Annotated in this window: 20 protein-coding genes; 6 read left to right on the forward strand and 14 right to left on the reverse strand. The window is 68.7% G+C overall.

Going from position 1 to position 21,588, the window contains the following annotated elements; genetic code table 11:
• The first annotated feature begins 396 nt into the window (after positions 1-396).
• The 6 genes from Verru16B_RS09000 to Verru16B_RS09025 all read left to right on the forward strand — a co-directional run bounded on the left by Verru16B_RS09000 (position 397) and on the right by Verru16B_RS09025 (position 8,701).
• Complete coding sequence (locus Verru16B_RS09000; RefSeq protein WP_069961971.1) at positions 397-1,662, forward strand: vanadium-dependent haloperoxidase; 1,266 nt, start codon at positions 397-399, stop codon at positions 1,660-1,662.
• A gap of 96 nt (positions 1,663-1,758) precedes the next feature.
• A complete protein-coding gene (locus tag Verru16B_RS09005; RefSeq protein WP_069961972.1) occupies positions 1,759-2,559 on the forward strand; it encodes a hypothetical protein in 801 nt (266 codons plus the stop codon).
• A gap of 21 nt (positions 2,560-2,580) precedes the next feature.
• The gene (locus Verru16B_RS09010) at positions 2,581-5,847 is read left to right on the forward strand and encodes a VCBS repeat-containing protein (protein WP_069961973.1); all 3,267 of its coding nucleotides are present in this window, start codon (positions 2,581-2,583) and stop codon (positions 5,845-5,847) included.
• Positions 5,848-5,998: 151 nt separating this feature from the next.
• Positions 5,999-7,531, forward strand: a complete 1,533-nt coding sequence (locus Verru16B_RS09015; protein WP_069961974.1) for a DUF255 domain-containing protein — start codon at positions 5,999-6,001, stop codon at positions 7,529-7,531.
• Positions 7,532-7,671: 140 nt separating this feature from the next.
• Entirely contained in the window at positions 7,672-7,953 is a 282-nt protein-coding gene (locus Verru16B_RS09020; protein ID WP_069961975.1) for a GIY-YIG nuclease family protein, read from the forward strand.
• Between the two features lies 1 nt (position 7,954).
• Complete coding sequence (locus tag Verru16B_RS09025; protein WP_069961976.1) at positions 7,955-8,701, forward strand: YdcF family protein; 747 nt, start codon at positions 7,955-7,957, stop codon at positions 8,699-8,701.
• Positions 8,702-8,715: 14 nt separating this feature from the next.
• Here the strand turns inward: Verru16B_RS09025 and Verru16B_RS09030 are convergent, their stop codons facing one another.
• The 14 genes from Verru16B_RS09030 to Verru16B_RS09095 all read right to left on the reverse strand — a co-directional run bounded on the left by Verru16B_RS09030 (position 8,716) and on the right by Verru16B_RS09095 (position 21,569).
• Positions 8,716-9,315 (reverse strand): nucleotidyltransferase family protein, encoded by a 600-nt coding sequence (locus tag Verru16B_RS09030; RefSeq protein WP_083270229.1) that lies wholly within the window; start codon positions 9,313-9,315, stop codon positions 8,716-8,718.
• Positions 9,316-9,468: 153 nt separating this feature from the next.
• Positions 9,469-10,440, reverse strand: coding sequence for an XdhC family protein (locus tag Verru16B_RS09035; protein WP_069961977.1), 972 nt, complete (start codon positions 10,438-10,440; stop codon positions 9,469-9,471).
• A 46-nt stretch (positions 10,441-10,486) separates the two neighbouring features.
• A complete protein-coding gene (locus Verru16B_RS09040) occupies positions 10,487-11,950 on the reverse strand; it encodes a ThiF family adenylyltransferase (protein WP_069961978.1) in 1,464 nt (487 codons plus the stop codon).
• A gap of 51 nt (positions 11,951-12,001) precedes the next feature.
• Positions 12,002-12,250: a MoaD/ThiS family protein gene (locus tag Verru16B_RS09045; protein WP_069961979.1), complete on the reverse strand. Its 249-nt coding sequence runs from the start codon at positions 12,248-12,250 to the stop codon at positions 12,002-12,004.
• A 16-nt stretch (positions 12,251-12,266) separates the two neighbouring features.
• The gene (moaA, locus tag Verru16B_RS09050) at positions 12,267-13,247 is read right to left on the reverse strand and encodes a GTP 3',8-cyclase MoaA (protein ID WP_069961980.1); all 981 of its coding nucleotides are present in this window, start codon (positions 13,245-13,247) and stop codon (positions 12,267-12,269) included.
• A gap of 2 nt (positions 13,248-13,249) precedes the next feature.
• On the reverse strand, positions 13,250-14,401 hold the full coding sequence (locus Verru16B_RS09055; RefSeq protein ID WP_069961981.1) for a putative sulfate/molybdate transporter: 1,152 nt from the start codon (positions 14,399-14,401) through the stop codon (positions 13,250-13,252).
• Entirely contained in the window at positions 14,389-14,907 is a 519-nt protein-coding gene (gene mog / locus Verru16B_RS09060; RefSeq protein WP_069961982.1) for a molybdopterin adenylyltransferase, read from the reverse strand. The genes Verru16B_RS09055 and mog overlap by 13 nt, the downstream gene beginning before the upstream one ends.
• A gap of 133 nt (positions 14,908-15,040) precedes the next feature.
• Positions 15,041-15,487: a cyclic pyranopterin monophosphate synthase MoaC gene (gene moaC / locus Verru16B_RS09065; protein WP_069961983.1), complete on the reverse strand. Its 447-nt coding sequence runs from the start codon at positions 15,485-15,487 to the stop codon at positions 15,041-15,043.
• The gene (locus Verru16B_RS09070; RefSeq protein ID WP_069961984.1) at positions 15,487-16,692 is read right to left on the reverse strand and encodes a molybdopterin molybdotransferase MoeA; all 1,206 of its coding nucleotides are present in this window, start codon (positions 16,690-16,692) and stop codon (positions 15,487-15,489) included. The genes moaC and Verru16B_RS09070 overlap by 1 nt, the downstream gene beginning before the upstream one ends.
• Positions 16,683-18,965 (reverse strand): xanthine dehydrogenase family protein molybdopterin-binding subunit, encoded by a 2,283-nt coding sequence (locus Verru16B_RS09075; RefSeq protein WP_083270231.1) that lies wholly within the window; start codon positions 18,963-18,965, stop codon positions 16,683-16,685. Before Verru16B_RS09075 ends, Verru16B_RS09070 begins: the two co-directional genes overlap by 10 nt.
• Entirely contained in the window at positions 18,962-19,438 is a 477-nt protein-coding gene (locus Verru16B_RS09080; RefSeq protein ID WP_069961985.1) for a (2Fe-2S)-binding protein, read from the reverse strand. The genes Verru16B_RS09075 and Verru16B_RS09080 overlap by 4 nt, the downstream gene beginning before the upstream one ends.
• Before the next feature lie 17 nt (positions 19,439-19,455).
• The gene (locus Verru16B_RS09085; protein ID WP_069961986.1) at positions 19,456-19,989 is read right to left on the reverse strand and encodes a carbohydrate binding domain-containing protein; all 534 of its coding nucleotides are present in this window, start codon (positions 19,987-19,989) and stop codon (positions 19,456-19,458) included.
• A 206-nt stretch (positions 19,990-20,195) separates the two neighbouring features.
• Positions 20,196-20,927 (reverse strand): SDR family NAD(P)-dependent oxidoreductase, encoded by a 732-nt coding sequence (locus tag Verru16B_RS09090; protein WP_069961987.1) that lies wholly within the window; start codon positions 20,925-20,927, stop codon positions 20,196-20,198.
• 30 nt (positions 20,928-20,957) lie between these two features.
• Entirely contained in the window at positions 20,958-21,569 is a 612-nt protein-coding gene (locus Verru16B_RS09095; protein ID WP_069961988.1) for a DUF1349 domain-containing protein, read from the reverse strand.
• Positions 21,570-21,588: the final 19 nt, after the last annotated feature.

Consider the following 21,588-nt stretch of genomic DNA (forward strand, 5'->3'; position numbering starts at 1 on the left):
TGTTAGGCGCTGAGAAACTGATGGGGTTTATCAGCGGGGCTATCGGTGGCGGGGTCAGGGCGGGGTGAAAAGCCTGCCGGGACCGATTGCCGCGAAGCGGGGGTAGACTGCCAAATTCCGGGTCGGCGCGGTTTTCGTCCCCCACTCAAGGCGATTGGTCCCACCCGGCTTTTCTTTTTCCGGCGGCCCGGTCACGGTGAGGGCGTTCAGTTCATACTTGGGTAGCAGATTATGACCTCGCCGGGATTAGGGCCCCGACGGGGTCTTTTCTTTTCGCCCCCCGGTGGCGGCGATTCGCCCCTGAAGGGTTTGCAGACCCCGCAGGAATCACCCAACCTGCCGCACCTTTCCGTTTCCCTCCGCCGGCCATTTTTCCGGTCATTCCTACCCTCCCGCATGAAACTCCCCCGTCTTGTCGTTTTGGCGTTCCTCGCCCTCCCGTGTTATTGCCTGCCGGCCTTGGCCGCAGACAACGCCGTGCTCGTCTGGAACGAGCAGGTGCTCAATGCCACCCGCCTGGGGCGCAATCCGCCGCCGATTGCCTCCCTGCACCTCGCGACCTATCACGCCGCGATCTACGATGCGGTCAACGGCATCGTGCGCACCCACCAGCCGTGGCGGGTGAGCGAGCCGGCGCCAGCCGGCGTGAATATCGATGCCGCCATCGCGGGCGCGGCGCACACTGTGCTCCATGCGCTGTGGGGCCAGTCGTCCAACCCGCGCAACTTTGACATCGCCCTGGAGAAGGCGCTGGCGGAAATCCCTGACGGTCCCGCCGAGACCGAGGGGGTCGCTTACGGACGCAAGGTCGCCGCGGCGGTGCTCGCGATCCGCGCACAAAGCGGCTGGAACAAGCTGCCCGAGGGTTCCTTCAGCAGCAACGAGCCCGGCATCTGGCGCGAGACGCCCCCGGGCTTCCGGCCGCCCGTTACCCCGCAGGTTGCCACGACCACGCCCTACGTGATGAAGGCCCCGGATCAGTTTCGCGCCCCGCCGCCGCAGCGGATCGACTCGAAGGAATACGCCGAGGAAATCGCCTTCGTGAACAAGGTCGGCCCGCGCGACAACGCCGAGCGGACCGAATACCAGACCCTGTCCACTCCCTTCTGGATGGATGACCTCGGTTCCTCCACGCCGGCCGGTCACTGGAACACCATCGCCCAGGACCTTTCGCGGCGGAACAAGCTCGACACCGTCACCTGCGCCCGGCTTTTCGCGCTGCTCAACTTCGCCTGCGCGGACGCCGGCATCTCCTGCTGGGACAGCAAGTACTTCTACCGGACCTGGCGGCCCGAGTCCGCGATCCGCGAGGAGGACCGGAAATTCAATCCGCTGGTCGTCCATAATCCCGATTTCATCCCGAACATGGCGGCCCCGGCCCATCCCGATTACACCTCCGGCCACAGCACCTTCACCGGCGCCGGCACCCGCCTGCTTGAGCGCTGGTTTGGCACCGACGAGATCGAGTTCACCACCACCTCCGACGGTCTGCCCGGTGCCGTGCGCACCTTCAAGAATCTGTCCGACGCCCGCCGGGAGGTCGGCATGAGCCGCGTCTATGGCGGCATTCACACCATGTCGGCCAATATCGAGGGCCAGAAGGCCGGCATCAGCATCGCCGACTACGTCTTCGAGAACGCGCTGCAGCCGGTCGTGAAGTAGGTGTTGTGGCCGGGCAGGGTTCGGAGACCCCGCCCTACAATTTTAATCCTGCTCCCTTTGTCTGCATCCACGCCCGCTTCTTTCCGTCCATCCGGCTTGCCCGACGCTGGTGCGGCGCTGTCCCTTTTCTTCCGCAGCGGGGTAGCCCTCTGTTTCATCGGCCACGGCGCCTACGGCATCATCACCAAGGCCGGCTGGCTCCCGTATTTCGCGGTGGCCGGCATCGGCGAGCCGCTCGCGTGGCAACTCATGCCCTGGGTCGGAGCAATGGATATCGCGATCGGTTTCCTCGCCTTCGTCTGGCCGTGTCGCGCGCTCTTCGCCTGGGCGGCGGCCTGGGCGGTCTGGACAGCGTTACTCCGGCCGCTGGCCGGGCAGGGTTGGTCGGAGTTTTTCGAGCGCGCCGGCAACTACGGCGTACCGCTCGCCGCGCTCGTCGCCCTTGGTCTCGCCGGCGGCTGGTTCGCCCGGCTGCCCGAGGGGTGGCCGGCCCCCGCCGGGGACACCCGCCACCGCCTGGCCTGGACCCTGCGCCTCACCACCGTCGTGCTGCTGCTCGGCCATGCCGGCTGCGCCCTCCTCCTGGAGAAGGCCGCGCTGGCGAAGCATTACGCCGTGCTTGGCCCCGGCGACCCCGGCGCCGTCATGCTCGCGGTCGGCTGGTTCGAGGTGGCGCTCGCCACTCTGGTCCTGGTGCGCCCTGTTCCGGCCTTGCTCGTGTTTGTCGCCGTCTGGAAACTTGGTACCGAATCCCTTTTTCTCACCAGCGGCGCCCCGGCGCCGTTCTTCGAGGTGGTCGAGCGCGGTGGCAGCTACCTCGCGCCCCTCGCCCTGGCGTGGCTCGCCATCCGTTTCCCTGCTCCGTCGTCCGTCTCCCTTGCTGCTCATCCTGCCTGATCCCCGCTGTCACCCCACGCCATGCTGAAGAAACTGCTCCCCTGTCTCCTTGCCTCGTTGGCCGTCCTCGCCGCCGCCGACACCTCGAGCGTGCCGCTCCGCCCGCGCTTGGCGGCAGCCCCCGGCGCCAAGCCCTTCACGCGGCTCGATCCCGCGGCGGCCGGCCTCACCGTGACGAATGTTTTCAACGATCCGCGCATGTGGGGCAACCGCTTCCGCGAGCTCACCCTCGGCGCCGTCGAGACTGGCGTGGCCGTGGCCGATTTCAACCGGGACGGCCGGCCCGACCTCTTTGCCATCTCCAAGAACGGCCCCTGCGCGCTCTATCTCCAGTCGGTGGATTGGAAGTTCCAGGAGGTCGCCCAGCCGGCCGGCGTGGCCGTCGCCGACGGTTTCTCCAGCAACACCGGCGCCACCGTGGTGGACATCAATCAGGACGGCTGGCCGGATCTCTATGTCTGCCGCTATGAGCTGCCCAACCTCCTGTTCGTGAATGAGGGCGATGGCACCTTCAGCGAGCGCGCCAAGGCATACGGCCTCGATATCAAGGACGCCTCCGTCCACGCCACCTTCGCCGACTATGATCGCGATGGGTACCTCGACTGCTACCTCGTCACCAACATCCTTGATTTCACGAAATCCCCGCAGGGCCGCCGCGACTACCTTTTCCGCAACAACGGCAATGGCACCTTCGCCGATGTGACCGTGAAGGCCGGCATCTGGGGTCTCACGCAGGGCCACACCGCGCTCTGGCTCGACGCCAACCACGATGGCTGGCCCGATCTGTATGTCGCCAACGACTTCGAGACGCCCGACCGCTTCTACCTCAACCGGGGTGATGGCACCTTCACTGACGTGGTCGACGAGCGCCTGCCGCATGTCACGTATTTCTCGATGGGCGCCGATGCCGGCGACCTCAACAACGACGGGCTGGTGGATTTCCTCATCACCGACATGCGGGACCGCAACCATGCCGAGTATATGACCGGGATGGAGGAGATCGGTCGCGGCCTCTGGGAAATGGAGCGCGTCAGCGAACTCGTGCCCCAGTACATGTGGAACGCCGTCTACCTGAACAGCGGCACCGACCGCTTCGCCGAGGCCGCCCACCTCCTCGGCTTGGAAGCCACGGGCTGGACCTGGTCCGCCCGCCTCGGTGACCTCGACAACGACGGCCGGATCGACGCCTTCGTCACCGCCGGCATGATCCGCAACTTCATCGACGCCGACCTGGTGGACAAGCAGAACGTCGCCCCCACGCTCGCCGCCCGCGCCAAGGTCTGGCAGAACTCGGCTCCGCGTCGGGAAAAGACGCTGGCCTACCGCAACCTTGGCGGCCTCGCCTTCGCCGACATGTCCGCCGCCTGGGGTCTGGACGAGACCACGGTCGCCTTCGGCTCCGCCGTGGCCGACCTTGATGGCGACGGCGATCTTGATCTCGTCTACGCCAATCACGAAGGTCCGCCCACCGTCATCCGCAACGATACCACCGACGGCCACGCCGTGGTCATCCGCCTCGACGGCCGGGCCCCAAATCGCGAGGGTATTGGCGCGGAACTCAGGCTGGAGACCGCCGCTGGAGTGCAGGTGCGCCAGCTGTTCAACGAGCGCGGCATCGCCTCGAGCGAGCCGGCGCTGGTTCACTTTGGCCTCGGCGCCGATCCCGTCATCCGGAAACTCACCATCCGCTGGCCGCGCGGACAGGTGCAGGTGTTGGAGGACCTACGCGCCGACCGGCTCATCACCGTCAAGGAACCGGCGCTCGCCGAAGGGGCCAATCTCGCCCCTGCCGTCTTCAAGCAGGCGCCGCGGGCGGACGCCCTCTTCGTGGAGGTGGCCGCGGCCCGTGGTCTGAAGCACACGACCCAGCTCCGCCCTTACGACGAGTTCATCGGCCAGCGGCTGCTGCCGCGCCGCCTCAACGGCCAGGGGCCGGCGCTGGCCACAGCCGACGTCAACGCCGACGGCCATGCCGATCTGTTTGTCAGCGGTGCCGCCGGGCAAGCCGGTCGCCTCTTTTTCGCGCAGGCCGACGGGTCTTACACCCCGGCCGCCGACCAGCCGTGGAACGCGGCCGCCGAGGCCGACGACACCGGCGCGATCTTCCTCGATGCCAACGGCGACGGCGCCCCGGACCTGTATGTCGCCGCCGGCGGCGTCCAGTCACCCAAGGGGGATGCCCTGTACCACGACCGACTCTACCTCAACGACGGCAAGGGTCGTTTCACCGCCGCTCCGGCCGGCGCCTTGCCCGCAGACGGGGAGTGCACGCAGGTCGTGGCCGCAGCGGATTTTGATGGGGATGGCAGGACCGACCTCTTTGTCGGCGGTCGCACGGTGCCGGGGAAATACCCGGAGACGCCCCGTAGCTTCCTCTACCGCAATGAGGGCGGGAAATTCACCGACGTGACCGACCGGGTGGCCCCTGGCCTGAGCGGCCTCGGCCTCGTCACAGCCGCGCTCTGGGCCGATCTCGATGGCGACGGCAAGTCCGACCTGATCGTCGCCACCGAATGGGGCCAGGTCAGCGTGTTCAACAACACGGGCTGGTCACTCGTGAAGACGCCGCTGGCCGCCGCCACGGGTTGGTGGAGCGCGCTGGCCGTGGCCGACGTGAATGGCGACGGCCGGCCGGACATCGTCGCCGGCAACAACGGCCTCAACACCAAATATCACGCCTCGACCGCCGAACCGACCGAGCTCTACGCCGGGGATTTCGACGGCAGCGGTCGCTCGCACCTCGTCGAGGCGCAATATCAGGACGGCAAGCTCGTCCCCGTGCGCGGGCGCAGCAAGCTGGCCTACGCGTTCCCCTGGCTCGCGAAGAAATTCCCGACCTACAAGGCCTTTGCCGCGGCCTCACTCGCCGACCTCTTCGGCGCCGACCGGCTCGCCGGCGTGCAGCGCCTCAGCGCCACGGAACTCGCCAGCGGGGTCTTCGTGCAGCAGGCCGACGGGTCGTTCCGGTTTGCCCCGCTGCCGCGTGAGGCCCAGCTGGCCCCGGTCAATGCCATCGTCGCGCGCGACCTCGATGGTGACGCCAAGCTCGACCTCCTGCTGGTCGGCAACCACTTCGGCCCCGAGCCATCGACCGGCCGTTTCGACGGCAGTCTCGGTCTCGTCCTCAAGGGTGACGGCCAGGGTGCGTTCACCGCGCTTCTGCCCGCCGCCGCCGGCGTGCTCGTGCCGGGTGAAGCGCGCGCCGCGGTGGTGCTCCCGGGTGGGAAGGGCCCGCGCATCGTCGTGGCCTGCAACCAAGGCCCGCTGCTGCTCTTCGAGCGGAAGTGAGGAATTGGTTTTGCTGTAGGGTGGGATCTCTGAATCCCGCCTTTGTTCGATGACGACATCTCGTTCGAGGCGGGGTTCGGAGACCCCGCCCTACAGCGGTGCGCTGCATCCTAGGCTCGCCTCCCGGGCTGGAGTGGCTCTGAATTCCCGCATGATTCCCCGTGTTCTGCCCCTCTGTGTGATCATGGTGCTTGCTGGCGTGATGCGCGCGGCCGAACCGTCGCCCCTCGCGGCCGGCCCGACCGAATTCATCCGCGCCCAGGCCGGCAGCGCGGTGCACTGGCAGCCGTGGACCGAGGCCTCGCTCGCGCAGGCCCGGGCATCGGGCAAGAGTGTCTATGTCTTCGTCGGCTCGCCGCTCAGTGAGCTCACGCGGGCCACGATCAGCCAGACCTTCACCAGCGAGAAGACGGTAGCCTGGCTCAACGAGAATTTCTTCTGCCTCTTCGTGGACGCCGACGCCCAGCCCGATGTCGCCGCCTTCAGCCAGTATTTCATCCGCACGGTGAAGCAGCTCCAGGGTTCACCTGTCCACTTGTGGCTCACCCCCGATACGCTCCAGCCCTACGACGGGGCCAACTACCTGCCGCCCTCCGAGGAGTGGGGAAAGCCGGGATTCCTCAAGGCCGCCCGCGCGGCGCTCGACACCTGGGCGCTGGATCCGGCCCGGGCCCGGGCGCTGGCGACCGAGGCGGCGGAGATGATGCGTCCCGTGCCGTTGGATCCGGCGGCGACGCTGGCCATCGGGGCCAAGCTGGATGCCGCCGCCGCGGCCTGGGCGGGCACGATCGATCCCGTCCACGGTGGTTTCGGCAGTGCGCCCAAACTGCCCGAGCCCGAGTTGATCCGTTTTCTGCTGACCAGGGAAGGTCCCGCCCGCGAGGCCGCGCTCAACGCCGCGCGGGCCCTGGTGAAAGGGGCGCTGCGCGATCCGGTGGACGGCGGTTTCTACCGGCGCTGTATCGACGACCAGTGGAAGGAGCCCTACCACCAGAAGCTCCTCGCCGACCAGGCCCGCATCGCGCTCGCGCTGTTCGAGGCGGCTGAGGTGGGGAAGGACGAGGCCCTCCGCACCGCGGGCATTGGCGCCCTGGATTTTGTGCTCAAGGAACTGCGCAATCCCGACGGCAGCTTCGCGGCCGCGCTGGACGGGACGCTAGACGAAAACCGTGACGCGGCCCAGCGGCCGACGTTCGCCAAGGTCGGCTCCGGCCGGCTCATGGCCCAAGCCCTGCTGGCGGGGGCGCTGCATCGCTCCGGGGAAAAGCGGCTCCGGGCGGAGGCAACGCGCCTGGTGGAGAAACTGAACCGTGATGTGTACCGCCCGGCCGGCACGGCGCGGGTGATCCCGGGTGACACCGCGGTGGACCACGCGGCCTTGCTGCTGGCGATGCGGCAGCTCAATGGGGGCACGGCGGCCAGTGCCCCGCTGAAGGAACTGGACCGGCGTTATTTCGACGAAGCGTCCGGCTCTTACCAAGCCGCGCCGTTCCCGCTGCCGGCCGGCATCACGGCGCGCGTGCCCTTGCTGGGTGAAACGCCCTCCGCCGAAGTGTTGGCCCTGCTGGCCGGGGCCGAGGCGAAGACCGCCGACCTGATCCAACGAAACCTGATGATGCAGATCGAATATGATGAACTGCCCCCGGGTGACATCCTCCTCGGCCTGAGCCAGGCGCAGAAGTGAGCGTGGATCTCCCACACACCCCGCCCGGTCGGGCACCCCTCTTCATGGAGGGGAATCAAATCCACGCGGGCGAGAATCCCCTCTATCATGAGGGGTGGTGCGAAGCGCCGGGGTGTGTTTGTTCGATGCCTTGGTAACCGATGCCTTCGCCCCGGGCCCATGTTTATATTGTCCGCTGCCGTGACGGCACGCTCTACATCGGCACGGCACGTGATGTCGCCAAGCGCCTCGCCCAGCATGATGCCGGGAAAGGCGCGAAATACACCCGCGCCCGCGGGCCGGTTACGCTGCTCTGGTCGGAAGGCCCGATGACCGTGAGTCGCGCCCTGCGCCGAGAATACCAGCTGAAGCAGCTCACGCGTCCGCGGAAGGAAGCGTTGATCGCCGGCCGGCTTGTGCTCCCCTTGCCGCGGCGCCGCTGACATGCTGATCCTTAACAAAGTCCTGCCCTTGCTGGTCCTGCCCTTCGGTCTGGTGTGCGGCCTGGTGCTGCTGGCGTTGTGGCGAAAAAAATGGTGGCCAGGGATCGTGGCGTTGGGGGTGCTCTACGTGTGCAGCCTGCCGGTGGTGGCCGGTTTCCTGATCGGCCGCCTCGAATCCCGCTATCCGCGGCTGGAGCCGGCGGCCGCGGGGCCGGCCGACGCCGTGGTGGTGCTGGGCGGGGTGCTGGGCTATTTGCCACCCGACGAACAGCTCGGCTCCTGGCTGGTGCGGTATGAACGCTTTGATGCCGGGTTGGCGTTGCTCGAGGCCGGCCGCGTGCCGCAGGTCGTCTTCACCGGCGCCCTCATGCCCTGGGACCACCGCACCGTCAGCGAGGGCGAGGAGCTGCGCCGGCTGGCGCGGTTCCGTGGGGTGGCGGCGGACCGGATCGTCGTCACGCGCCGGATCGCCAACACCGCGGACGAGGCGCGGGCCGTCGCCGAGTTGGTGCGCGAGCGCGGCTGGCGCCGCGTGATCCTGGTCACGACCGGCTGGCACATGCCGCGGTCCGTGCTGCTCTTCCGCCGGGCGGGGGTGGACTGCTTGCCTTTCCCGGTGGAGGTGCGGTTCAACCCGGGCCGCCCTCTGCTGATCACGGACTTCCTGCCCTCCGCCGCCGCGTGGAAGGAGACCGAGACCGCCCTGCGCGAGTGCTACGGCTACCTGTTCTATCGGCTCTTTCGCTGAGCGGATACGGTCGCTCAACTGGTGTAGCGGGCGTAGTCCTCGGGGGTGTCGAGGTCGGTGTTGGATTCGAGCGGCAAGGTGGCGACGTCCGCCGGGTGTTCGCGCAAGAGGGCGCGCGCCCCGAGGTCGCCCTTGATCGCGCAGAGTTGGGGGAACCACGCGGGGCCGAATAGCAGCGGGGGCACCAGGTCGGGACCGGTTTGCGAGGCCACGGCCGTGCAACCGCCGTCGCGGAACCGGGTGATCAGGCGCTCCAGATGACGCGGAGGCAGGCCGGGTTGGTCGGCGAGCGCGACGATCACGGCCGACACGTCCGGCGAGTGTTCCAGCACCGTTTCCACCCCGGTCTGCAGGGAGGAGCCCAGCCCTTCCGTCCAGGCGGGGTTCACTGCGATGACAATCCCGAGGCCGGCGAGGGTGGGTTGGATTTTTTTCGCCTCGGCGCCGAGCACGACCACCACGGGGTGAACGGGCGCGCGCAGCACGAGCTCGGTGACATGGCGGATCAGCGTCTGGCCCTTGATGGGCAGCAGTTGTTTCGGCCGACCCATCCGCCGCGAACCGCCGGCGGCGAGGAGGACGAGACCGCATTGAAAGTCAGGTTGCAGAGACACGATGCAATTTAACCACGGATTACACGGATACCACGGATGGAAACCAATACTTCATTCAGGAGTGCGACTGCAGGTTGGCTGAGGTTGCGAGGGTCGTGGTGGCCTGGGATTTTTCTGATCCGTGTCCTTCCGAGCAATCCGTGGTGAAAGACCTCAGCCGTGGATCGGGCCGGGGCGGTCGCGGAGGTGGGCGGGGGTGCGGCCGGTGAGACGGGCCTGCAACTCGGCGAGGATGGCGAGGGCGACGGTCTCGGGCGTGCTGCCACCGAGGTCGAGGCCGACGGGGGCGTGGAGCTTGGCGAGGTGGGCGTCAGTCAGCGCGAGGCCATCAGTTTTCAATTCCTGCAGCAGCCGGTCGGTGCGGGCGCGCGGGCCCAGCTGGCCGAGGTAAGCGAAGTCGCGCGGCAGGAGGGCCCGGAGAAACTCCCGGTCGTCGACATAGCGGTGGGTCATCACGACCGCGAAGGTGCGCGCGTCGAGGGGGAGTTGGCGGGTGATCTCGGAGAGTGGCGCGGTGATGATCCGGTCGGCGTGGGGAAACCGCGCCGGGGTGGCGTAGGCGGCCCGGGAGTCGACCACGGTCACATGCCAGCCCGTTTCGCGGGCCAGCTGGGCGAGCGGGATCGCGTCATCGCCGGCGCCGCAGAGGATCAGCGCGGGCGGGGCGGGAATGATCTCGTGAAAGACGTCCTGTCCGGCGGCGGTGGCTCCGGCGAGAGCCGTGCCGGACTGGTTCACGGTGAGCGCCGTGGTGCGGCGCGCGTGCAGGTTGTCCCGCAGGGTGGCGATCCAGTCGGGCCGCGCCGCCGGAACGCGTTCGAGCAGGACCCGGACGACACCCTGGCAGCCGAGGCCGACGCCCCAGACGAGATCGTTCTCGGCAGTGGTATCGTAGACCGCTGTGTCGGGCTGACCGGTAGCGAGCACGCGGCGGGCCCGTTCGATCACATCTTCTTCCAGACAGCCGCCGCTGATCGAGCCGAGCCGGGTGCCGTCGGGCAGCAGGAGCAGGCGCGCCCCGGGCCGGCGGTAGGAGGACCCCTCCACCTTCACCAAGGTCGCCAAGGCCGCGGGTTGGCCGGCGGCGGAGTCGAGGGCGGTAAGAATGCGGGAAATTTCAGGCATGATCACGCAAAGGCAGGAATGGCCACAAGAAGCGCAAAAAAGAGGTTTAAGCGGTGGTGAGGGCGAAGACTTGGGTGTTGCCCTCGGTGCGGAGGAGGCGGGCGAGGGCGGCGCTGCGGACGCCGTAGCGGCAGGTGAGGACGAGCGGACCGGCGGTGGCGAGTTCGCGCAGGCGGGCGAGGTCGAGCGCAGGCACGGACGTCATGCCGGCCGGGGCGGTCTCGCCGGGTTCGGTCAGGTAGACGGTTTGGGCGGTGGGGCCCACGGAGGCGATCCGGGCGGGATCAAGGAAGAGAGTCGTGTCCGTGACGGCGACCGGGGGCACGGCCTTGAGCGTATCTAGGCGCGAACAAACCGGGCAGTCCGGGCGGGGCTCGCGGGCGATGCTGAGTTGCGAGCCGTCGAGCAGGTTGACGAGGCGGCTCTGGCGAGGAGCGTCGCCGGCGAGACCGAGGATGAGCTTGATCGCTTCCGCTGCCTGCATCACGCCGAGCACGCCGACGGCGGGGCCGAAGACCGGGCCGCCGGCGCAGTTGCCCGCGCTGTCGAGCTCGCCGGGATTGCGGCCGGTCCATTGGCAATGGAGACAGCCGCCGACGCCGGGTGTAAACACGTCAAGCGTGCCCTCGAAGCGGTGCACGGCGGCCGACACCAGCGGCACGCCGAGGGCGAGGCAGGTGTCGTGGAGCAGGAAGCGGGAGGTGAAATTGTCCGTGCAGTCGAGCACGACGTCGTGGCCGGCGACGAGCGCCCGAGCATTGGCCGAGGTGAGATCGCCCTCGTGGCTGGTGATCTGGACCGAGGGGTTGTGCAGACGCAGCCGGGCGGCGGCGGCGAGCGCCTTGGGCGCGCCGAGCTCGGCAGTGGTGAACAGAATCTGCCGCGGCAGGTTGGAGCGCTCGACCTTCCCGCCGTCGACGAGGGTGAGCCGGCCGAGACCGGCGCCGGCGAGATAGAGGGCGGCGGGACAACCCAGTCCCCCGACGCCAACGACCAGCACGCGGGCGGCGGACAGCTTGGCCTGGCCGGCGGTCCCGACCTCGGGCAGTGCGGCCTGACGGGCGTACATCTCGTCGGTGGCGGGCCTGGCCGCGGCCTCGGCGGTGCAGTTGACCCATTCCGCGGCGCCACCGGGATGATGTTCTTTCTTCCAGACGGGCAGGCGCAGCTTCAACTCCTCAATCACGTGGCGGCAGGCGGCGAAGCCGGCCTGCCGGTGGGCGGAGGCGATGCCGATCCAGACGGCGGCCTCGCCGATGGCGAGGGAGCCGGTGCGATGGACGCAGAGCACTTTGGTGCCGGGATAAATGCGTTCGGTCTCGGCGGTGATGGCCTCGCCCTCGAGGCGGGCCAGGTCGTCGAAGGCCTCGTATTCGAGGTGAGTGACCGGCTGGCCGAGGTGGTGGTTGCGCACGCGGCCCTCGAAGATCGTCAGCGCGCCCGCCTCCGGCGCGTTCAGCCGGGCCGACAGGGCGGCGGGGTCGATCGGGGTGGCAGTGAGCTCAAACATGGGTGGCGGCTCCCACAGGTCGGATGAATTTCAACGAATCGATAACCATTTTCAGCCGCCGGCGACGGGCGGGATGAAGACCACGCGATCGCCGGCGGCGAGCGGGGTGGTGAGGTCCACGTAGGCCTCATTGCGCGAGACCTTCAGCAAGGCGACGGGGAAGGTCAGGCCGGGGCAACGGCCTTGGAGTTCAGCATACAAGGTGGCGGCGTCGGGCGAGACGGTGTCGAGGGTCAGCGTGGAGACGCCGGCCTGCTCGCGGAGGATGGCGAAGAAGCGGACGTGAATCGGGCGGGACATGGGCATCGGGAAAACCTCAGCCGCCGATCTGGGACATGCCGCGGGCGGCGGGGATGAGGTGCTGGGCGAGGCCGTGGCCCCAAGGCTTCTCGTGGACCGCGCCGCGGATGCAGTCGGCGATGACGGCGTCGCTGGCACCGCCGCGGAGGTGGTTGAGCAGGTTGATCTCGTTGTCGCGGAGGAGGCAGAGGCGCAGCACGCCGTCGGCGGTGAGGCGCATGCGGTTGCAGGCGGCGCAGAAGGGGGCGGAAACGGGACTGATGAAACCGATCGCACCGGCGCCGCCGGGGAGGCGGTAGAGCCGGGCCTCGCCGTCGAGTTTGCCCCCGTTGACGAGTTCGAGGGGGCCGAAGGTCTTTTCCAGCAGGGCGAGCAGTTCGGCCTCGCTGACCATGCCCTTGGTCTGGAAGTCGGAATTGTTTCCAAAGGGCATCTGCTCGATGAAGCGGACCTGCCAGGGATTGGCGAGGGTGAGGCGGGCGAGCTCGATCACGTCGTCGCCGTCGTTCACGCCGCGGCAGACCACGGCGTTGAGCTTCACGCGCAGGCCGGCGCGGGCGGCGGCGTCGAGACCGGCGCGGACGTCGCGCAGGTTGCCCCAGCGGGTGAGTTTCCGGAATTTGTCCTCGTCGAGGCTGTCGATCGAGATGTTGACGGTCTGGAGCCCGGCGTCACGGAGAGGCTGGGCCAGCTTGTCGAGGAGCACGCCGTTGGTCGTGAGGCCGACGGTGGTGATGCCGGGGGTGTGCGTGGCGTGGCGCACCAGGTCCACGAGGGCCGGGCGCAGCGTCGGTTCGCCGCCGGTGAAGCGGATTTTCCGGAAACCCAGTGAACCGAAAAGCGTGATGAGCCGGCGCAGTTCGTCGTCGCTCAACAGCTCGTCGCGGGGCCGGAAGGTCATGTGCTCCGGCATGCAGTAGACGCAGCGGAGGTTGCAGGCATCGGTGAGCGAGATGCGCAGGTAGTCGATGTCGCGGTTGTATTGGTCGAGCGGCATGGTCAGCCCGGGGCGCGGGCGGGCGGGGGGAGCCAGCGACGCAGGGAATAGAAGAGGATGCAACCCACGATCATCCCGCTGAGGTACCCTTGCGGGGCGAAAACGCAAACGAGGGCCACCACCCCGGCGATCGCCAGGGCCAGGGGCGTGCGCGGGACCTCGCGCAGCAACAGCAGGAGCACGCCGGCCTCGACGAGGAGGACCGCCCCGAGCACGGGCGCGGGGAAAGCCCGGAGTACTTCCTGAAAGGCGCCGCTGAAGAGCGCGCCGACCACCAGGTAGAGCGTGCCGTAGAGGATGACGGATCCGCCGGTACGGGCGCCGAGGGCGTAGTAGCCGGCCAGACCGCCGCAGCCGTGGCACATGGGGATGCCGCCCAGCCAGGGGGAGAGCAGGTTGATCACGCCGTAGGTGCGGCCGATGCCGCGGAGGGTCACGGGCCGGTCGGGGAACAGGTCGGTGACGGTTCGCTGGGTGGCGATCACGGAGTTGGAGAGCGAGAGCGGCACCTGCGGGAGCACGAGCAGGGTGAGGGCGGCGAGCCATTGGTCCCACGGCAGGGCGGCGGGCGTGGGGGCGACCCAGCCGAAGCCCGCGGCGAGGCTGGGCCAGTCGATGCGGTAAAACGCCGCCCAGAGCGCTCCCGCGCCGACGACGAGCAGGGCCCCCGGCAGGTGGTGGTGGCGGCGCAACCAGATGAGCAGGGCGACGGCCACGGCGGCGGCGATCCAGCCCCAGTGGCCTTCGCGTCCGGTCAGGCCGAGGGCGGTGCGGGCGAGGGCGATGCCGAGCCCGGCCTGGATGCCGCGCACGACGAGCACGGGGATGATTTTTTGCAGCCGGTCGAGCAGGCCGGAGTAGGCCAACAGGAGCATGAGCGCGCCGATCATCAGGCCGGCGAGTTGCAGCTGTCCGCCGGTGGCCTGGCCGGCGATGACGACCACGGCCATGGCCTTGAGGGGCTGCACGGGCATGGGGAGGCCGTAGAGCAGGCCGGAGGCAATCTGGGCGAGGCCAAAGGCGAGGAACACGCCGGAGGGTTCCAGTCCGGTGGCGAGCAGGATGCCGGCGATCAGCGGCAGGTCGGTGCCGATGTCGCCGAAGGCGCCGGCCAGTTCCTGCCGGTCGAAGCGCGGCTTGGTCAGGGCCGGCATGGCGCCTTGAAAACCTCGTGCACCAGGCCCGGGCGGAAGCCGGCGATGTGGTCGAGGGCCTCGGCGATGGCCGGCACGATGAGCGGCAGGCACTCGCCGATGGCGCGCGGGCGGCCGGGGAGATTGATGATGAGTGAACGGCCGCGCACCCCGGCGGTGGCGCGGGAGAGGATGGCGGTCTTCACCTTCTCGTAGCTGTGCAGCCGCATGACCTCGCCAAAACCGGGCAGCTCCTTCTCGAGGACGGCGCGCGTGGCCTCGGGGGTGATGTCGCGGGCGGAAGGACCGGTGCCGCCGGTGGTGATGATGAGCGGGCAGTGCTCGACGTCGGCAAGGCGGATGAAGGCGGCCTCGAGCTGGGCGCGATCGTCGGGCAGCAGCACGCGGATCCACTCGAGCGGCTCGGTGAAGTGGCTGGCGGTGACGCGCTCGATCTCCGGGCCGCTTTCGTCCGCGTAGGTACCGTTTGCGGCGCGGTCGCTGAGGGTGATGCGGGCGACTTTCATCGAAGTAAGAAGTAAGAATTAAGAATTAAGAAGTAAGAAGTAAGAATTAGGAAAGGCAGCCGGGGCAAAAGGGTGGAGCTGGAATCGAGCCACTGCTAGCTGAGGTCAGGTTCTGGTTCTTCCTTCTTAATTCTTACTTCTTAATTTTCTCCACGACGCGGATGCCGCCGATGGACATGGATTTGTCGACGGCCTTGCACATGTCGTAGAGGGTCAGGGCGGCGACGGAGACGGCGGTAAGGGCTTCCATCTCCACACCGGTTTTGCCGGTGAGGCGGGTGGTGGCGCGGATGCCGATGCCGTCGTCCGCGACCGTGAATTCGACGTCCACGTGGCTGAGGGTGAGCGGGTGGCAGAGAGGGATCAGCTGGGCCGTGTTTTTCGCGGCCTGGATGCCGGCGATCTTGGCGACGGTGAGGACGTCGCCCTTGGGCAGGGCCTGGGCGCGGAGCAGCGCGATGGTCTGGGGAGCGCAGGTCAGTCGGCCCTCGGCGACAGCGACGCGCTGCTGGTCGGGCTTGGCGCCGACATCCACCATGCGGGCGCCGCCGGCGGGATCGAGATGGGAGAAGTCGGTCATCAGCAGGGAATGAACTCCACAGGCCGGGTGGCGTCCAGACCGTTTGCCGGGAGCGGGACGAGGGCGTTGGCGCCGACGAGGCCGCTGCTGTCGCCGGAGCTGGCGAGCGTCAGCAGGGTGAGGACAGGCTCGCCGTCCACCCAGTCGGCGCGCGCGGGCCAGATGGTCTGGCGCGCGTCGGGTGGCGGCAAGGGACCGGCGGGCGCGAGGCGGCCCATCCGGCGCGGGGGGGCGGCGTCGAGACCAGTGGTGAGTTTTTGCAGCAACGGGGCGACGAAGAGCTGGAAGGTCACCCAGTGGGAAACCGGGTTGCCCGGGAGGGCGAAGGCGAGGCGCTCGCCGCGGCTGGCGAAGACGAGCGGTTTGCCGGGGCGAAGGTTGATCTGCTGGAAGTGCAGGGCGTAGCCGAGGGCGGTCAGGACCGGGCGGGCGAAATCGTGGTCGCCTACGCTGGCGCCGCCGGAGATGAGCAGGACATCGTGGTCGGGCAGGGCGGCGAGCAGGGTTTGGGCGGCGGCGAGGTCGTCGGGCAAGTGGGCGTGGTGCACGAGGTCAGTACCCTGCTGGGCCAGCAACGCGGCGATGAGCGAGGAGTTGCTGTCCCGGATTTGGGCGCCAGCCGGGGTTTGGTGGGGCGGGACAAGTTCGTTACCGGTGACGATGTGGACGGCCCGGGGTCGGCGGGTCACGAGCGGCTGGGTGACGCCGGCGGACGCCAGTGCGGCGAGTTCGGGCGGACCGAGGCGGGCGCCGGCCGCGACCACGACGTCGCCAGCGCGGCGGTTTTCGCCGCGGCGCCGGATGAATCTGCCCGCCGGGCCCAGGTTCGTCATCCGAACATGGGCTCCCTCGCGGGTGGTGTCCTCCTGCTTCACGACGCGATCGGCGCCGGCGGGGACGGGGGCGCCGGTGAAGATGCGGACGCATTCGCCGGGGGCGAGGGTGCCGGTGAAGGCGGCGCCGGCGGCGGATTCACCGAGGAGGCGGAACGTGACCACGGCGGGGTCGCCCTGGCTCCACGAGGAAGCGTTGACTGCGTAGCCGTCCATGGCGGAGGCGTCGAAGGGCGGCGAGTCGAGGTCGGCGCGGGCCGGCTCGCGCAGCACGCGGCTGAGGGCGGCGGCCAGCGGGACGCGCTCGGTCCCAAGCCGCGGAGCACGGGCGAGGACTTCGTGCAGGGCGGCGGGGACCGGAATCAGCTCCATGCCAGGTCGGTGCGGAGGATCGGCAGGCGACGGATGCGTTTGCCGGTGGCGGCGAAGAGCGCGTTGCAGACCGCCGGGGGCAGCGGGGGCAGGGCGGGCTCGCCGAGGCCGGTGGGCGGATTGTCACTCTGGTGGAAGTGGATCTCGATCTTGGGCGTGGCGTTGATGCGGAGCATCGGGTAGTCGTGGAAGTTGCTCTGCACGACGGCGCCGCTGTCGAGGGTGAGTTCCTGCAGCCACGCGCCGCTGAGGCCGTCGATGATCGAGCCCTGGACCTGGTTCTCGGCCCCGCTCGGGTTGATGATCGGACCGACGTCGACGGCGACGACCACGCGGTCGACGGTGAGCGCACCATCGGGGGTGACGGTGACTTCGGCGACCTCGGCGACGTAGCCGGCGTGGCTGAAGTGGAAGGCGATGCCCTGGCCGGAGCCCTTGGGCAGGGTCTTGCCCCAGCGGGCCTTCTCGGCGACGAGCCGGAGGACGCCCTTCATGCGGGCGATGTCGTAGGGGGGTTCCCACATACCGTTGCCGGGGAGCACCTGGTCCGCGCCGAGCAGGTCGAGGCGGAAGGCCAGGGGATCCCGGCCGGCGGCATGGGCGAGCTCGTCGATGAAACTCTGGAACACGAAGGCCAGGCCGTTGCTGCCAGGCGCGCGGAGCCAGCTCGTGGGGACGTTGGTGTTGATGATGGAGCGGGCGAGCCGGTAGTTCGTCAGGAAGCGAGCGGGCAGTTCGTTGTTGCTCAGCTCGGCGGCGCGGGATGGCTCGGTGTCGCTGTTGAGGCCGACAGTGACGAAGTGGTTTTGCCAGGCGCTGATGTGGCCCGCGTCGTCGACCGCGCCCTTGAGGAAGTGCCAGCCGGGCGGGCGGTACTGGCCGTGCCGGGTGTCGTCCTCGCGGGTCCAGGTGAGTTTCACGGGCTTGCCGACGCGCATGGCGATGACGGCGACCTCGGCGACGAAGTCGTTGGTCAGGCGCCGGCCGAAGCCGCCGCCGATGCGGGTGAAGCGAAGTTTGACCTTCTCCTTGGCCAGGCCGGCGGCCTTGGCGGCGACGCCCTGGGCGTCGTCCGGCGTCTGCGTGGGCGCGAGGACCTCGAGACCGCCGTCGGCGGTCGGGATGGCCAGGGCGTTCATCGGCTCCAGCGTGGCGTGGTGGAGGTAGGGATAATGATAGACGGCCTCGACAGTTTTGCCGGCGGCGGCGAAAACCGCGGCGGGGTCGCCGTCCTTGCGCATTTCCTGCCCGGCGGTGGCGCCGAGGCGGGCGGCGGTCTCCTCGTAGGCGGCGGAGCTCTGGGTGGCGCCGGGACCCTCGTCCCATTCAACATCGAGCAGCTGGCGCGCCTTGAACGTGGTCCAGGTCGAGTTGCCGACGATGGCGACGCCGGGCAGGAGGCCGTAATAATCGTTGGTGCCCTCGACGATGAAGGCGTCGAGCACGCCGGGGAGGCGCTTCAGGCGGTCGAGGTTGGCGGAGACGGGTTTGCCGCCGAAGACGGGGCATTTCACGTAGACGGCGTAGACCATGCCCGGGACCTGCTGGTCGATGCCGAAGAGCGGCTGGCCGGTGACGATGGCGGGGTTATCGACGCCGCCGACGCGGTTGCCGATCAGCTTGTTTTCCTTCGGGCGCTTGAGGATGACGGATTTCTCGTCGGGCAGGGGCATCGACGCGGCCTTGGTGGCGAGGTCGCCGAAGCCGAGGACACGGCCGGTGGGGCGGTGGACGATGGTGCTGTTTTCGGCCTCGCACTCGGCGGCGGGCACGCCCCAGGTGTCGGCGGCGGCCTGGACGAGCACGGTGCGCGCGACGGCACCGGCGCGGCGGAGGGTCTGGTAATTCATCGGCACCGACATGCTGCCGCCGGCGAACTGCGCGCCGAGCTGCGGGTCGAGGCCGCCGTACTCGATGGTCACCTTCTTGAAGTCGGCGCCGAGTTCCTCCGCGAGGATCATGGGCAGGGCGGTCTTCACGCCCTGGCCGGCGTCGGGGTTTTTGGCGACGAGGATCACGATGCCGTCGGGCGTGATCTTGATGAAAGGGTTGGGCGTGAAGGCGCGCGCCGTGTTGTCGAGCCCGGGGGCCTGGGCGAGGAGGGTGCCGGGCAGGGCCCAGCTGAGGGCGAAGCCGCCGCCGGCGAGGGCGGAGAGGCGGAAAAAGTCGCGCCGGTTGAGATCCTGCGGAATCGTTTGGGGCGCGAGGTCGGGGTGCGCGGCCGCGTTCTGGCGGTCATAGGCCGCGGTGAGCGGGTGGATTTGCGGCTTCATGACACACCTCCTTTGGCCGCCATGAGGGCGGCGTCCTTGATGGCGGCGCGGATGCGGACGTAGGTACCGCAGCGGCAGAGGTTGCCGGCCATGGCGGCGTCGATTTCGGGGTCGGTGGGCGCGGGCGTCTGCTTGAGGAGAGCGGCGGCGCTCATGATCTGGCCGGACTGGCAATAGCCGCACTGGGGGACGTCGTGGTCGCACCAGGCTTTTTGCAAGGGGTGCGCCCCGGCGGGGTCGAGCCCCTCGATCGTGGTGACGGGGGTGTTGCCGATGGCGGAGACGGGGAGCTGGCAGGAGCGGACCGGCGCGCCGTTGAGGTGGACGGTGCACGCGCCGCACAGGCCCATGCCGCAGCCGTACTTGGTGCCGAGGAGGTTGAGCGTGTCGCGCAGGACCCACAGCAGGGGGGTGTCGGCCGCTACATCGACCGAACGGGACTGGCCGTTGATTTTGAGATGGTAGAGTGGCATGGCGTGGAAGAAACCTGTTAACGGGGTTGGAGGGAGCAGCGGGCAAACCAGTATTCCTGACCGATGGCGGTGCCCAGATTGGTGAAGCTGATGCGGGCGTCAGTATCATCCCAGGCGCCGGTGAAGGGAAACTCAAATTGGCGCCACTCCGGGGTGAGCTCGAATTTGGCCTGAGTGGCGTGGTCCCACGGGGCGTGGTTTTGCATGCAAGTCACGTTGATCGCGCCGGCATTTTTAGCCCGGGCCCAGAAGGTCAGCACGTAGGGACGGCCCTGCGTGATCGAGATACGTTTTTGCGACCACTGCAGGCGCCAGGACTGGTCGCTGACGGACAAGACCTCGAATCTCAGGGCCGGGTGGCCAGCCGGCCCGTCCGGGACGACATCGATCCGGGCGGTGGCGCCGTTGGCCTGTTCGGATTCCCAGTGCGTCAGGCCGGCGGAGAAGTCACCGTTGTGCAGCATCTCGGCAACCGCCGTGACAGGGTCAGCGGCCCGGGCCGGGCAGAAGAATCCACCGAGCAAGGCGGTGGCCATCAACAGGGTGATCACGCCCCGTGAGCGAAAGGGCTGGTTTGGGCGTTGTTGCGAGTTCGCGGCGAGGGAGGGAGACAGGGAGCGCATGGAGGATCGGCCTTATTGCCTGGGCAGGTTGATGGGTGGGGCAGGGACGCGATTCTCAGGTCCCGATAACGATCGGGATGATAATCGCAAATTCTGGATTGTGACAGTTGTGCCAGCACATTTTCGGGGGCGGATTACCGGCGCCCGGCCTTGGTCAGGGCCGCTTCGATCGTCAGGCCGGCGTAGTCCTGGGCACAGAAGAAGCGACCGCTGATCCCATCATCGAGCAAGGCGGGGACCAGCGCACCGGGCAGGCAGGTGGCCGGGTCGTTCGGCGCGCGCGGGCCACCCAGGTCGGTGCGGAGCCAGCCCGGGTCGAGCAGGTTCATCTGGACGCCGGTGCCGGCCAGCTTGGGGACGAAGTCGCGGACGAACTTGTCGACGGCGGCCTTGGAGATCGAGTAGGCGCAGAGTTCCGGCTGCTCCTTGATGCCCGAGGTCAGGTTGACCACGCGTCCCCAACGGCGGGAGAGCATCGGCGGCATAAGGCGGTAGCAGATCCGGGCGAGGCTGATGACGTTCACCTCGAAGCTGGTGCGGAAGTCCTCGGCCGTGACTTCCCAGGTGTTTTCCCGGTAGGGCGTCATGATGGCGGCGTTGTTGTAGACGATGTCGATGGCGCCGGCCTGTTCCAACGCGGCGTCGAGCAGGTCGTCCACCGCGCGCTGGTCGGAGAGTTCGCCGGCGACGGTCACCACCTTGACACCGGTCTGCGCGAGGCGGGCGGCGAGATCGCGGGTGTGGTCGAGCCGGCGGCTATGCAGGACGACGTTGGAGCCGAGCTGGGCGAGGGCGGTGCTGAGGTGGGCGCCCACGCCCCGGCTGGCGCCGGTGACGAGGGACCATTTTCCGTGGAGGGAGGGCATGGCTGGGATGGGTTGGGATTGGGTGGCCGGTCAAGTTGGGTCGGCGAGAGTCAAGGGGTCGAAGGTGGCGCGGACAGTCTGCTCCGGGTGGTGCGAGGTGACCGCGAGACCAAGGTAGGCCTGCGTCGGCAGCTCCTGCTGGTGAACGCAAAAGGTCCGCCAGGCCCGGCCGTCGGAGCTGGCCAGGGCGGTGAAGGTCGCGCCCGCGCGGACCAGCTTGAGCCACACGTGGGGGAAGTGCACCGGGAAATCGGGCTGCGGGGGCAGGGGCTGCGGGGGGTAGATCCCGGCGCAGGGGCCGTCGGTCTCGGCGCGGGACTGGAACTCGAGGCCACCATTATTGCGGTTGCGCGGCTGGTTGTCGCCGAAGCTGAGCAGCATCACGTGAGCGGAGCCCTCCGCGAGCGAGGCGCGCAGCATGAGGCCGGCCTTCGTGTAGACGTCGGCCATGGAGAGGGCGTGGATCCGGACGCTGGCCTCGAAGTTGCCGTCGACCGGGGTGAACGCGAAGTGGCACTCGTCGCGGTGACCCCAGATATCCGCGCCGCCGGCCTCGAGCTCGAGGCCCGTGGCGGTGCGGGTGGTGCGGCCGCCGCGAAGCGGGGAGCCCAGGTCGATGCCGTGCAGGAGGGGTTGGCGCATAGAGGGGGAGTGGGTCTTG

Origin of the sequence: Lacunisphaera limnophila (genome assembly GCF_001746835.1) — a bacterium.
GTDB lineage: Bacteria > Verrucomicrobiota > Verrucomicrobiia > Opitutales > Opitutaceae > Lacunisphaera > Lacunisphaera limnophila.